Origin of the sequence: Lichenibacterium minor, from assembly GCF_004137685.1 — a bacterium.
GTDB lineage: Bacteria > Pseudomonadota > Alphaproteobacteria > Rhizobiales > Beijerinckiaceae > Lichenihabitans > Lichenihabitans minor.
In genome coordinates this window covers 32,521-45,312 of the sequence record NZ_QYBB01000017.1, presented here as the reverse complement: position 1 = coordinate 45,312, position 12,792 = coordinate 32,521, and the positions used below count along the sequence as shown (strand labels likewise).

At 74.1% G+C, this 12,792-nt stretch carries 14 protein-coding genes; 8 read left to right on the top strand and 6 right to left on the bottom strand.

Annotated features, from left to right (window positions below; all coding sequences use genetic code 11):
* Window positions 1–3: 3 nt before the first annotated feature.
* Window positions 4–840, bottom strand: coding sequence for a factor-independent urate hydroxylase (gene pucL / locus D3273_RS15385; protein WP_129227772.1), 837 nt, complete (start codon window positions 838–840; stop codon window positions 4–6).
* A gap of 105 nt (window positions 841–945) precedes the next feature.
* Here pucL and D3273_RS15380 point away from each other — a divergent pair, with 105 nt between their 5' ends.
* Window positions 946–1,185 (top strand): hypothetical protein, encoded by a 240-nt coding sequence (locus tag D3273_RS15380; RefSeq protein ID WP_129227771.1) that lies wholly within the window; start codon window positions 946–948, stop codon window positions 1,183–1,185.
* Window position 1,186: 1 nt separating this feature from the next.
* Here D3273_RS15380 and D3273_RS15375 read toward each other — a convergent pair whose 3' ends face one another.
* The 5 genes from D3273_RS15375 to mutT form a co-directional block, all read right to left on the bottom strand.
* Window positions 1,187–1,993 carry an HpcH/HpaI aldolase/citrate lyase family protein gene (locus D3273_RS15375; RefSeq protein ID WP_129227770.1) on the bottom strand — a complete coding sequence of 269 codons (807 nt, stop codon included), beginning with the start codon at window positions 1,991–1,993 and terminating at the stop codon, window positions 1,187–1,189.
* Window positions 1,994–2,096: 103 nt separating this feature from the next.
* On the bottom strand, window positions 2,097–3,728 hold the full coding sequence (locus tag D3273_RS15370) for a DEAD/DEAH box helicase (RefSeq protein ID WP_129227769.1): 1,632 nt from the start codon (window positions 3,726–3,728) through the stop codon (window positions 2,097–2,099).
* 11 nt (window positions 3,729–3,739) lie between these two features.
* Entirely contained in the window at window positions 3,740–5,038 is a 1,299-nt protein-coding gene (locus D3273_RS29195; RefSeq protein WP_245501190.1) for a leucine-rich repeat-containing protein kinase family protein, read from the bottom strand.
* Window positions 5,035–6,756: a hypothetical protein gene (locus tag D3273_RS29190; RefSeq protein ID WP_245501189.1), complete on the bottom strand. Its 1,722-nt coding sequence runs from the start codon at window positions 6,754–6,756 to the stop codon at window positions 5,035–5,037. Before D3273_RS29190 ends, D3273_RS29195 begins: the two co-directional genes overlap by 4 nt.
* 155 nt (window positions 6,757–6,911) lie before the next feature.
* Window positions 6,912–7,316 (bottom strand): 8-oxo-dGTP diphosphatase MutT, encoded by a 405-nt coding sequence (gene mutT, locus D3273_RS15360; protein ID WP_129227817.1) that lies wholly within the window; start codon window positions 7,314–7,316, stop codon window positions 6,912–6,914.
* Window positions 7,317–7,469: 153 nt separating this feature from the next.
* Here mutT and fabA point away from each other — a divergent pair, with 153 nt between their 5' ends.
* The 7 genes from fabA (at window position 7,470) to D3273_RS15325 (ending at window position 12,757) form a co-directional block, all read left to right on the top strand.
* Window positions 7,470–7,985 (top strand): 3-hydroxyacyl-[acyl-carrier-protein] dehydratase FabA, encoded by a 516-nt coding sequence (gene fabA, locus D3273_RS15355; protein ID WP_129227816.1) that lies wholly within the window; start codon window positions 7,470–7,472, stop codon window positions 7,983–7,985.
* Between the two features lie 26 nt (window positions 7,986–8,011).
* On the top strand, window positions 8,012–9,235 hold the full coding sequence (fabB, locus tag D3273_RS15350; RefSeq protein ID WP_129227768.1) for a beta-ketoacyl-ACP synthase I: 1,224 nt from the start codon (window positions 8,012–8,014) through the stop codon (window positions 9,233–9,235).
* A 2-nt stretch (window positions 9,236–9,237) separates the two neighbouring features.
* Window positions 9,238–10,092, top strand: a complete 855-nt coding sequence (gene fabI, locus D3273_RS15345) for an enoyl-ACP reductase FabI (RefSeq protein WP_129227767.1) — start codon at window positions 9,238–9,240, stop codon at window positions 10,090–10,092.
* A gap of 11 nt (window positions 10,093–10,103) precedes the next feature.
* The gene (locus tag D3273_RS15340; protein ID WP_129227766.1) at window positions 10,104–10,823 is read left to right on the top strand and encodes an NAD-dependent deacylase; all 720 of its coding nucleotides are present in this window, start codon (window positions 10,104–10,106) and stop codon (window positions 10,821–10,823) included.
* On the top strand, window positions 10,823–11,371 hold the full coding sequence (locus D3273_RS15335; RefSeq protein ID WP_129227815.1) for a GNAT family N-acetyltransferase: 549 nt from the start codon (window positions 10,823–10,825) through the stop codon (window positions 11,369–11,371). Before D3273_RS15340 ends, D3273_RS15335 begins: the two co-directional genes overlap by 1 nt.
* A gap of 129 nt (window positions 11,372–11,500) precedes the next feature.
* Window positions 11,501–12,340: an SDR family oxidoreductase gene (locus tag D3273_RS15330; protein ID WP_129227765.1), complete on the top strand. Its 840-nt coding sequence runs from the start codon at window positions 11,501–11,503 to the stop codon at window positions 12,338–12,340.
* A 144-nt stretch (window positions 12,341–12,484) separates the two neighbouring features.
* Complete coding sequence (locus D3273_RS15325; RefSeq protein ID WP_129227764.1) at window positions 12,485–12,757, top strand: hypothetical protein; 273 nt, start codon at window positions 12,485–12,487, stop codon at window positions 12,755–12,757.
* The last annotated feature ends 35 nt before the right edge of the window (window positions 12,758–12,792 follow it).

Genomic DNA, 12,792 nt, shown 5'->3' with positions numbered 1-12,792 from the left:
CCGTCAGCGCCCGATCGTGCACTCGATCTGGCCGTGCGGCTCGTCGGTGGCGACGAAGACGCGGTTGGGGTTGTCCATCCCGAACGGCGCGAGGTTGACCGGCAGGTAGTGCTTGTTGGGGCAGGCGAGGCTGATCGTGTCGATCTCCGGCACGGCCGCCAGCGCCGCCTCGCCCATGCGGTACAGGCTGTCCTGCACGCTGTGGGAATAGGTGGTGGCGAAGACGCGCAGCATGGCGTCGAGCACGCGGGCGTTGGCCTGCGCGAAGTCGGCGGGATCGCGCTCCCAGCCCCAGCTCGCCTCCATGGCGGTCGCGGCGATGCGGTCGTGCGTTTCGGGGATCGTCGTGTAGGGATCCTTGACGTAGCCGGCCCAGCCCGACGCGGTCGCTTTCAGGAAGGTGAAGCCCGACAGGCCCGACGACATCCGCCCGCCCGAGCGGTCCGTCACGGCTTCCGCGGTGCCGACGCCGTTGCCGTCGCGCGTGAAGGCGTGGGGGTGGGGGGCGCCGTCGATCCCCATGCGGTTCCAGCGCGTTTCGCGGGCCGACACGGTGGCGGAGCGCATGCCGGGATAGCGGTCGAGCAGGCGCGCCGCGACGGCGCGGCAGAACACCTCGGCGCCGGCGTCCAGCTCCTCGCGGGCGACGATGTTGACCACGTTCTTGATCGTGTCGGTCGACACCGTCGTGGAATTGTCGGCCTCGGTGAAGGCGCGGTCGATGTCGCCGGTCAGCATGGCGCGGACCTCGAGTTCGCGCACGTCCCGGTGCTCGCCGTCGCCCGCCAGCCGCATGACGCGGACGCGGCCCTTGCCGTAGGTGCTGCTCAGAAGCGTCATGGCGGGGCTCTCGCGACGTGAAGGGGCGACGCGGAAGATACAGGACGCGGGCCGCGCTGTGAAACCGCCCGTGCGGGACGGGGCCGGGACCTGTAGGGTGGCGGGATGGATGTCGAGAAGTGGGGTGCCGTGAAGGGGATCCTGTTCGCCGGGCTGGCGGTGATCGCCGCGCTGGTGGGCGGCACGGTCTGTTTCGTCTTCGACCAGGCGCGCCGGACCCACGAGGCCGCGGTCGACCGCTGCCACGACGCCGGAGGCGCCTGGGTGGCGTCGGGGGAGCGCAGCTATTCCGGCACGTGCCTCCGCACGCCGGAAACGCCGCCCTGGCCGCCGGCGAAACCGTGATCTAGCCCGCCCTCGCCACGATGCGCTCGGCGCGCAGCCGCACCGGCGCGTCCACCATGGCGCCGTCGACCGCGACGGCGCGCCCGTCCGCCGCCGCCGCGAGGACGCGCTTCGCCCAGGCGACCTCGGCGTCGGACGGCGCGAAGCCGGCGCGCGCCGGGGCGATCTGGGCCGGGTGGATGAGGAGCTTGCCGCCGAAGCCGAGCCGCGCCGCGTAGCGCGCGTCGTCCTCCACCGGCGCGCCGTCCCGGTAGCCCGGTGTCACGCCGTCGAGCGGGGCCGGGCGTCCGGCGAGGCGGCTCGCCAGCACGATCTCGGCGCGGGCGAAGAGCAGCGCGTCGCGCTCCTCCGCGCAGCCGAGGTCGGCGGCGAGGTCGATCGCGCCGAAGAGCAGCCGCTCCGCCGCGTCCGCGACCTCGCGCGCGCCGGCCACGCCCCGCGCGCTTTCGATCAAGGCCAGCACCGGCGCGCCCGCGCCGCGCCGCGCCGCCGCCACGGCGCTCGCCGCCTCGGCCTTGGGCAGCACGAGGGCCGCCAGCGGCAGCGATGCCGCGGCGGCGAGGTCCTCCTCGTGCCAGGGCGTGCCGGGCGCGTTGACGCGCACCAGCACCGGGCAGCCCGCCGCCGCGATTGCGTCCCGCGCCGCGAGCAGCGCCGCCCGCGCGTCCGCCTTCCGCCCCGGCGCGACCGCGTCCTCGAGGTCGAGGATGACGGCGTCGGCCCCGGCCGCGAAGGCCTTGGCGAAGCGCTCCGGCCTGTCGGCCGGGACGAACAAGGGCAGCGTGACGGCGTCGAGGGTCGAGGTCATGGGGGATCCGGGCGGAAACGCCCGGTCTCGATGCCACCGGGCCGGGCCGGCCGCCAATCACATTCGGCTCTGGCGGCGATGCCGGAGCCGCCGCGGCGCGGCTTCATCCCGGCCGCCGCACGTCGGAAAAGACCCGCCCGTCCGGCATCCGGCACTCGACCTGCTCGGACAGGCCCGCGGCGCGCACCCGCACGGCGCTCGGCCGCACGAGCTCGTCCCGGCGCTCGACGAGCTCCGCCGCCGTCATCGGCGCGTCGGGGCCGCCGCCGAGGCCGCGCCACCAGCCCACCGCCTTCTGGCGCAGGTAGCCGCTTTCTTCCGGGTGGAGCCGCACCCGCACGGAGCCGCCGTCGCAGGCGAGGACGAGGTCCAGCCCGCGCGGCCCGGCCCCCGGCGGCGCGAACTCGAAGCGCCAGTCCGGCACCGGGTGCCAGGTGGGGCGCCGGTCGGGCGGAAGCTGGTCCGACAGGATCGGCAGCGCGTCCTCGGCTTCCGGGTCGTGGGGCGGGTCGCCGGGCTCCGGCTCGACCCAGCAGCGCTCGCAGGTCGAAGCGTTGAGCGGGATCAGCACGCCGCAGTCCGGGCAGGGCTTGGCCCTGACCTCGTCCTCGCGGCCCCGCACCGCCGCGGCCGTGCGCGCCGTGACGATGTCGACGGGGCCGTGCATGCGGACCAGCCCCGCATAGTCGAGCACCAGCGCGTCCGCTTTGCCGGGCGCGCGGCGCAGCGCGCGGCCGACCTGCTGCACGTAGAGGCCCGTGCTCTGCGTGGGGCGCAGGAGCGCGATGAGGTCGACCTCCGGCACGTTGAAGCCGGTCGCCAGCACGCCCACCGAGGTCAGGCAGCGGGTCTTCCCGGCGCGGAACGCCGCCACGATCCGGGTCCGCTCGCGCTTGGGCGTGTCGCCCGACACGGTTTCGCAGGTGAAACCCTGGGCCCGCACGGCGTCGCGCACCGCGTCCGCATGGGCCACGCCGGCGCAGAAGGCCAGCCAGGCGCGGCGCTCGCGCCCGTAGGCGACGAGCTCGGCCACGGCGGCCTGCGTGATGCCGTCCCGGTTCACCGCGGCTTCGAGCAGGGCCGGCACGTAGTCGCCGCCGCGCTTCGGCACGTCGGCCACGTCCAGCGCCGTCAGGGTCGCCTTGCACACGAGCGGCGACAGCCATCCGCGGTGGATGAGGTCGCCGACGTTGGCTTCGTAGACGATGCGGGTGAAGAGGCGTCCCGGCCCCTCGTCGAGCCGCCCGCTGTCGAGCCTGTAGGGCGTCGCCGTGAAGCCCGCGACGCGCATCTCCGGGCGCAGGGCCCGCAACCCGGCGAGGAGGCGGCCGTAGCGCGTTTCGGACGAGCGGGGGATGAGGTGGGCCTCGTCGACCACCACGAGGTCGCGCGGCCCCACGGCATCGAGCTTGTCCCACACCGACTGCACGCCGCACACCAGCACCTGCGCGTCGGCGTCGCGCCGCCCGAGGCCGGCCGAATAGACACCGGCCGGCGCTTCGGGCCAAAGGCGGGTCAGCTCGGCGTGGTTCTGGGCGATCAGCTCGCGGCTGTGCGTCACCACGGCGACGCGGGCGTCCGGCGCCCGCGCCAGCGTTTCGGCCGCCAGCGCGGCGATGACCAGGGATTTCCCCGCCCCCGTCGGCAGCACGACGAGGCTGCCGTCCTCGCCGGCCCGCCACGCGTCGGCGAGCGCGTCGAGGCTCCTGCGCTGGTAGTCCCGGAGTTCGAGCATGCGGGCCGCCGTCAGGCTCCGGCCGCCGCGAGGGCGCGCGACACGTCGGCCAGGGCGGGCCGCGCCCGCGGGTCTGGCGCCGTGCAGGCGCGCTCCAGGTCGCGCAGCGCCGCGAGCCCGTCGCAGCGGTCGAGCACTTCGCCGAGCAGGATGCCGAAGGCGCGGACCTCGATGCGGGCCCAGCCGGCGCCCGCGTCCCCGGGGGGCAGCGCCGAGGCGGCGCCGAAGTCGCTCAGGACCGCTTCGCCCGCCGCGCCGTCCCACAGCACGTTGTGGGCGTAAAGGTCGCCGTGGCTGAGCCCCCGCGCGTGGAGGTGCGCGGCCGCCGATGCGATGCCGCGCGCGATGCGCAGGGCGACCTCCGGCGCGAAGCGCAGGCCGGGGTCGTAGACGTCGCGGCTGCAGGACGCGAGGCTCGGCGGACCCGCGAGGGGGCGCCAGCCCGGCGGCAGCAGCGGCATCACGAGCGCGTCGGCGCCGCCCGGGTGGCCGACGACACGGCCGAGCGCGCCGGCCAGGTGCGGGTGCGCGCCGGCGGCGAGGCAGGCCGCCATCTCGCGCTCGGGCAGCCCGTCGCTGGTCACCGCGCCCTTGAACAGCTTCACCGCCACGGGCCGGTTCTCGCCCCCGTCCCGCCACACGGCGGCGTGGATGCGGCCCGACGCGCCTTCGCCGAGCGGCGCGCCGATCTCCAGCCCCGCCCAGGGCACCGCGGCGGCGGCGGGCGGGGCCGCGCCGGCCTCGCACGGGTTGCCGCCCCAGGCCGCCCAGGCCAGGCACGGCAGCTCCGGCAGCCAGGGCGGCAGGGCGTCGAAGCGGTTGGCGGCGAGGCGGATCAGTTCCAGCCTCGGCGCGCCCGCGAGCGTGGGGGGCAGGGCTGCGAGGCGGTTGCCCGCCAGCATCAGCTTCTGCAGCGCGGGCCGTTCCCCCAGGGCTGCCGGCAGGGCCGCGATGGCATTGTCGGTGAGGGTGAGCCATCGCAGCCGCGGCGGCAGGGCTTCGGCCGGCACCTCGGCCATGCCGCAGCCGCGGAACCCGACCTGTTCGAGGCCCGCGCAGCCGCCGAGCGCGGGCGGCAGCCGCGCGAACGGGTTGCCGGAACAGAACAGGGCGCGGAGCCGGCTCAGCCGGCCCATGTCGTCGGGCAGGGCGGACAGGCCCGTGCCGCCGAGGTCCAGCAGTTCCAGCGTGTCGGCGAGGGCGAAGACGTCGCGCGGGAAGGCGTCGAGCGGCTCGTCGATCCGCAGTTCGCGCGCCCCGGCGAGGTCGCCGCGGCGCAGCGCGGCGAGCGTGGAACCCCGTCCCGTCACGGGGCGCCGACGACCAGATGCGCGACGGCGTAGCCGGGCAGCGTCATGGGGCCCTGCACGGCGGCATGCGCCACCGCCACGGGCTGGGCCGAGGCCGTGTTGACCTGGCCCGGGTCGCCGTTCGTCGGCGCCAGCACGTCCACCTGCAGCGGCGCCGACACGGCCTGCCCGTCGACCACGAGCCGGACGAGCTTGGCATCCGCACCCTTGTTGGTGACGATGACGTGGGTGCTTCCGTCGCGGCCCCGGTATCCCTGCGCGAACACCGCGGGCAGGGTGGCGCTGCGGGTCGGCACCGAGCCGGTCGCTCCCGTGACGGTCGTGCCGAGGACGCGGTCGCTGGCATTGACGGCCGCGTCGGCGAGGCTCAGGCCCAGGATCTGGGCGGTGTAGAACAGCCCGCGGATGCGCCCGGTGGTGTCGAGCACCTGCCCGGCCTGGCCGGCTGCCGCGAGCTCGGCTTTCCAGTCCCCCGCGCCGTCGATGGCGGTGGACGGCACGCCGACGCCGTCCCTGGACGAGAACAGCTCGTGCAGCATCACGTCGGCGGTTTCGGGGAAGCGCGACATGCGGGCCACGTATTCGGCGCTGAACACGCCCGCGTAGACGCTGCCCTCGATGGTGCGGTCGTTCAGCGTGACGTTGAACTCCGTGAGGAGCAGCGGCTTGCCGGCGCTCCAGTTCATCGCGCGATAGCTCGCGACGAAGGGGTCGGTGCCGGTCGCCAGGCCGTCGTTGGCGTAGGTCATCTTGGTCGCGAAGTCGTCGGCCTTGGATTCCGGCGGGTAGAAGTGGAACGCCACCGCGTCCCACCAGGCGCCGTGCGCGCTCGTGTAGGCGGCGAGGTCGGCCATCCATGTCCGGTTGCGGCTGGACGTGTCGCCCGCGTAGCCGCCGCCGATCGCCACGAGGGCGCGGCCGGGGTCGACCCCGGCCGACACGAAGGCGCGCTTGATGGCGTCGCGGTAGGGCTTCATCTTCGCGAGGTAGTCGCCGCCGTCCGCGAAGGCGCCGCTCACGCGGAGGGCGCCCGGCGGCAGGGCGATGGGACCGTCCGAAGCCGGGACCTGGAGGAAGTACGGCTCGTTGACGAGCTCGAACCCCACCACGGGCAGCCCGCGCCGGGCCACGGCGAAAGCCAGGCGCTCCGCCGCTTCCGCGGTGTCGGTCGTGGCGTTGACCACCACGACGAAGCGCGCCCCGAGCGCGGTGGCGAAGCCGGCGAACCCGTGCTCGCGGTCGCCGAGCGGGTTGCCGCCCTTGCCGTCGAGGATCGGCTGCAGCTCGTCGGTCGCCCGCGCCACCTCCCTGTTGAAGCCGATCGCGGGGTAGGGCGAGAAGACCGCCCTGGCGATGTCGATCGGGGTCGGCACGCCCGGCCGCGTCCTCGACGTCGCCGAGCCCGCCGGCGCCGGGATGCGGCCGGTGTTCCACACGAAGAAGTCGTTCACCGTGCCGCCGGGCCAGCGCAGCACCCCGGGCTGGAGCGGCTTGACGAAGGCGCGCACGGCGGGGTCGCCGAACGCCACGGGGGTGTCGGGCGAGGAAATGTTGGCCCCGCCGAAGTTCGACGCCAGCGCGGTGAAGCTCGTCCGGTCGACCGAAACCGTCACCGACTGCGCGCGGGCCGCGCCGGCGCAGAGCAGGGATGCCGCGACCGCGGCGGCGAAGGCCAGGCGCCGGGGGGTGCCGGGTCCGGCGCCGATGCGTCGTGTCATGGTGGCGGCTCGTCCCTCGTGGCGGGGCGCGGCTCCCCCCGGCGTCCGACCCTGGCCGGCGGGCGTGGCGCGCGTGTCGGGACGGCGCACTTCTGCCACGAGGCGCCGCGCGGCCGCAATGCGGCAGGAGCGGCCTCCGGCCACCGCGCCTGCCGTCAAACCCCGAGCAGGTCGATCAGCGGCGGGATCAGCGGTTCGTCGGCGGGGGGCATCGGGTAGTCCCGCAGCTTGCCGGCCCGCACCCACTTCAGCGCCTGCCCTTCGCGCGGCGCCACGGTGCCCTCCCAGCGGCGGCACACCCAAAGCGGCATCAGCAGGTGGAAATCCGGGTAGGCATGGCTGGCGAAGGTCAGGGGCGCCAGGCAGGCCTCCTTCACGGCGATGCCGAGCTCCTCGTCGAGCTCCCGGATCAGCGCGGCTTCGGGCCGCTCGCCCGGGTCGAGCTTGCCGCCGGGGAACTCCCAAAGCCCGGCCAGGGCCTTGCCTGCCGGCCGCTGGGCGATCAGCACCCGCCCGTCGGCGTCCACCAGGGCGACCGCCACGACGGTCAGGATCTTCAGGGTCACGGGCGGTCTCGCTGGCCGGAGGCACGGATCCGCCCGGTCGGTGCTCCGGCCCGACGAGGCTTCCGGCCCGCCTTATGCCGTGATACGGGACGCGGTCAAAGACCCGTGCCGATCCCCGTTGCGCGGCTGAAGAAGGTTCTCGTCTTCATGGGCGACAAGCGCTCGAGCTTCGATCACGGCGATCTCCTGGCCTGCGGGCGGGGCGAACTCTTCGGACCCGGCAACGCGCAGCTTCCCCTGCCGCCCATGCTGATGTTCGACCGCATCGCCGAGATCGCCGAAGAAGGCGGCGCCAACGGCAAGGGCGTCATCCGCGCCGAGCTCGACGTGAACCCGGACCTGTGGTTCTTCGGCTGCCACTTCCAGGGCGACCCCGTCATGCCGGGGTGCCTGGGGCTCGACGCCCTGTGGCAGCTCGTCGGCTTCTACCTCGGCTGGCTCGGCCTGCCGGGCAAGGGCCGCGCGCTCGGCGTGGGCGAGGTGAAGTTCACCGATCAGGTGCTGCCGGGCGTGAAGCGCGTGGTCTACGGCATCGACATCAAGCGCGTGTTCAAGGGCCGGCTCGTGCTCGGCATCGCGGATGGCTGGCTCGAAGCCGACGGTCGCCGCATCTACGACGCCAAGGACCTGCGCGTCGGCCTGTTCAAGCCCGAAGCCGCCTGAACCGCGCCGCCCTGGAGAGATCAAGCATGCGTCGCGTCGTCGTCACCGGGATGGGCATCGTCTCGTCCATCGGCAACACCTCCGCCGAAGTCCTGGATTCGCTGCGGAACGCCCGCTCGGGCATCGTGCGCGCGGAGCGCTACGCCGAGCTCGGCTTCCGCTCCCAGGTCCAGGGCGCCCCGACCCTCGACCCCGAAACCGTGCTCGACCGGCGCGCCCTGCGGTTCCACGGCGGCGGCAGCGCCTGGGCGCAGGTCGCCATGGAACAGGCGATCGCCCAGTCGGGGCTGCAGCCCGAGGAGGTGTCGAACCCGCGCACCGGCATCATCGTCGGCTCGGGCGGCCCGTCCACCCGCACGGTGGTGGAATCGGCCGACATCGCCCGCACCAAGGGGCCGAAGAAGGTCGGGCCCTTCGCGGTGCCGAAGGCCATGTCGTCGACGGGCTCCGCCACCCTCGCCACCTGGTTCAAGATCAAGGGCATCAACTATTCGATCGCGTCGGCCTGCGCGACCTCGAACCATTGCATCGGCAACGCCTACGAGGCCATCAAGTACGGCAAGCAGGACGTGATGTTCGCGGGCGGCTGCGAGGAACTCGACTGGACGCTGTCGGTGCTGTTCGACGCGATGGGCGCCATGTCGTCGAACTTCAACGACCGCCCCGCCGTGGCGTCCCGCGCCTTCGATCGGGACCGCGACGGCTTCGTCATCTCGGGCGGCGCCGGCATCCTGACCCTGGAAGACCGCGACCACGCGGTGGCGCGGGGCGCCAAGATCCTCGGCGAGATCGTCGGCTACGGCCTGGCCAGCGACGGGCACGACATGGTGGCGCCGTCGGGCGAGGGCGCGCGGCGCTGCATGCGCATGGCGCTGGAGGGCGTGAAGGCGCCGGTCGACTACATCAACCCCCACGCCACATCGACCCCCAAGGGCGACGAGGCGGAGATCGACGCGCTGCGCGACGTGTTCGGCAGCGGCGACAAGTGCCCCCCCATCGCCGCCACCAAGAGCCTGTCGGGCCACGCCCAGGGCGCCACCGGCGCCATCGAGGCGGTCTTCTCGCTGCTGATGATGAACCACGGCTTCATCTGCGAAAGCGCCAACATCGACACCATCGACCCGCTCTTCGCCGACATGCCCATCGTCCGCGAGCGGCGGGACGGGGTGCGGCTCGGCACCGTCCTGTCCAACGGCTTCGGCTTCGGCGGCACCAACGCGTCCCTCGTCTTCCAGCATCCGGACCTTTGATCATGGCGCAGGCAACCACGACGGCCGCCTCCGCCACCGGTGGCCTGATGCGCGGCAAGCGCGGGCTGATCATGGGCGTGGCCAACGACCACTCCATCGCCTGGGGCATCGCCAAGGCGCTCGCCGCCGAAGGGGCGGAGCTGGCCTTCACCTACCAGGGCGAAGCGCTGGGCAAGCGTGTGAAGCCGCTGGCGCTGTCGCTGGGGTCCGACCTCGTCGTGCCCTGCGACGTCGAGAAGCTCGACACGGTGGACGCCGCCTTCGACGCCGTGCGCGACCGGTTCGGCGGGCTCGACTTCCTGGTCCACGGCATCGCCTATTCGGACAAGAACGAGCTGAAGGGCCGCTACGCCGACACCACGCGCGACAACTTCGTCCGCACCATGGTGATCTCGGCCTTCTCCTTCACGGAGATCGCCAAGCGGGCCGCGCCCCTGATGGCGCCGGGCGGGTCGCTCGTCACCCTGACGTTCGGGGGCGCCACCCGCGTCACCCCGAACTACAACGTCATGGGCGTCGCCAAGGCGGCGCTGGAAGCCTCGGTGCGCTACCTCGCGGCCGACTACGGCGCCGTGGGCCTGCGCGTCAACGCCATCTCGGCCGGCCCGGTGCGGACCCTGGCGGGCGCCGGCATCACCGATGCGCGCTTCATGTACAACTACCACCGCGCCCACGCGCCGCTGCGCCGCCCCGTCACCATCGAGGACGTCGGCGGCTCGGCCCTCTACCTCCTGTCCGACCTGTCGCGCGGCGTCACCGGCGAGGTCCACTTCGTCGACGGCGGCTTCAACATCGTCGGCATGCCGCGTTCGGAGAACCTGCGCTCGGGCGCCGAAGAATCGGAAGCCGCCCAGTAGGTCGCTCCGGCATGCTGGTCTTCGCGCTGACGGGGGCCGGCGTGTCGGCCGAAAGCGGGCTCGGCACCTTCCGCGACCCCGACGGGCTGTGGGAGCGGCACGACCCCCGCCGGCTCGCCACGCCCGAAGCCTTCGCGGCGGACCCGGTCCTGGTTCACCGCTTCTACGATTGGCGCCGCCGCACCGCGCTTTCGGCCGAGTCCAACGCCGCCCATGCGGCGCTGGCCCGGCTGGAGCGGGGCCTCGCGGCCCGGGGCGGCGCGCTCTTTCTGTGCACCCAGAACGTCGACGACCTGCACGAGCGCGGCGGCTCGGCCCGTGTCCACCACCTCCACGGCGAGCTGTTCCGGGCCCGCTGCCTCGGCTGCGGCACGGCCTCGGACTGGCGCGGCGACATGGGTCCGGCCGATCTGGGGGTCGAGGCCCGCTGTCCCGCCTGCGCGGCGGCCCGGCTCCGTCCCGACATCGTGTGGTTCGGCGAGATGCCGCGCGGGCTCGACGCGGTCGCGCGCGAGCTCCGCGCCGCCGACCTCTTCGTCGCCATCGGCACGTCGGGCGCCGTGTACCCGGCGGCCGGCTTCGTCGCCGAAGCGCGGTTGCGCGGCGTGCCGACGCTGGAGATCAACCTGGGGGCGGCCGACAACGCCGGCCTGTTCGACCGCGCCGCCTACGGGCGGGCGACCGAGGCGGTGCCGGCCTGGGTCGACGAGGTGCTGGGGAGGGCCGCGTGATGGGATCCGTCATCGTCGAAGCGTCGCGGGCCGACCTGTCCGCCGTCGCCGACCTGGTCAACGCCGCCTATCGCGGCGACGCGGCGCGGCGGGGGTGGACCCACGAGTCGGACCTGCTCGCCGGCCAGCGCACCGACGCCGCGACGCTGCGGGACGAGCTCGACGCCCCGGACCCGAGCGCGATCCTGGTCCTGCGCGAGGCGCCGGGCGGCCCACCCGTCGCCTGCGTGATGACGCAGCGCTTCCGCGACGACGGCGACCGGCTCCTCTGCCACTTGGCCATGCTGACGGTCGACCCCGCCCGTCAGGGGCGGGGGCTCGGGGCGGCGCTGATCGGCGAGGTCGAGCGGCGCGCCAGGGAGGCCGGCTGCGCCGCGGTCGAGATGACGGTGATCCACTCCCGCGCCGAGCTCATCGCCTTCTACGGGCGCCGCGGCTATGCGCCGACGGGCCGCACGAAGCCATTCCCCTACGGCGACGAGCGCTTCGGGCGGCCGCTGCGCGACGACCTGCATTTCGTGGTGATCGAGAAGCCTCTGTCGGCGTGACGCCCAGCGCGGCGCCCGCGCCACGGTGCCCCGGGCGACGGGGTGCCGGGGCGGCCCCGCTCGCGCGCGGCGCCATGCGGCCGACCCGCCCCCCGCCGCGTTGACGCCGGAGAATCGGAGGACGGGCACATGAAGACCATCGTGGTGACGGGCGGCACGTCGGGCATCGGGCTCGCCGGTGCGCTGGAGCTGGCGCGCGGCGGCGCCCGCATCGTGCTGGTGGCGCGCGACCCGGACCGCGCCGAAGCGGCGTTGCGGCAGCTCCGCCGCGCCAACCCGGGCGCCGACCACGCCCTGCACCTGGCCGACCTGTCGCGCCTGAGCGAGATGAAGCGCGTCGGCGCCGCCATCGCGGCCGCGGAGCCGCGGATCGACGTGCTGGTCAACAACGCCGGTGCCCTGTTCGATCGGCGGGACGAGGTCGAGGGCGGCTTCGAGAAGACCTTCGCGCTCGACCACCTCAGCTATTTCGTGATCACCGACGCCCTGCTGCCGTCGTTGAAGGCCGCGGCGCCGTCGCGCGTGGTGTCGACCTCGTCGGAAGGGCACCGCTTCGCCACGCTCGACTTCGACGACCTCCAGGCTCGCGGCGGCTACAAGGGCTGGGTGGCCTATTGCCGGGCGAAGCTGTGCAACGTCCTGTTCACCCGCGAACTGGCGCGGCGCCTGGCCGGCACGGGCGTGACGGCGACCTGCTTCCATCCCGGCTTCGTGGCGTCGCGCTTCGGCGACGAGACCGGCGGCCCGCTCCGCCCGGTCTTCGGGCTCGCGAAATCGCTCTTCGCCGTCACGCCCGAGAAGGGAGCCGAAACGCTGGTCCACCTCGCGACGTCGCCGGAGGTGGAGGGGCGTTCGGGCGGGTACTACAGCAAGCGGAAGCCCGCCAGGACCAGCCGCGCCGGTCAGGACGACGCCGCCGCCCGGCGCCTGTGGGAGATGTCCTCCGAAATGACGGGCGTCGGGGGCTGATCCCGCCACATTAAATCTGGCGGCCGTGTGGACCCTTCGTTCCACGCCCGCGCTTCACCTGCCGGATGCGGGGCCGCGCAACGCGGGTCTTCCCCCATCGACGGGCGCCGCCACCGGGGCGACGCCGTCCCCACGGAGACCAGCATGCGTGAAACCTCGCTCCTCCGCCGCGTCGCCCTCGCCGGCGCCCTGGCCCTGTCGCTCACCGGCCTGACCGCCGGGGTGGAGAGCGCCGAGGCCATGCCGATCGCTCCCGCCATGGGGCAGTCTTCCGATGCCGGCGCCGTAACGGCCGTCCAGTACATGCGCTACCCGCACTACCGCTATCGCCGCTTCAACCGAAACCGCCGCGCCGGCCTTTATCGCTGCGGCCCGGGCGGCTTGAACACCCACCTGGAGCGCAAGGCCTGCCGCTGAGGCTCCCGGGTCGGGATGGGACAGGGGGCGGCGCG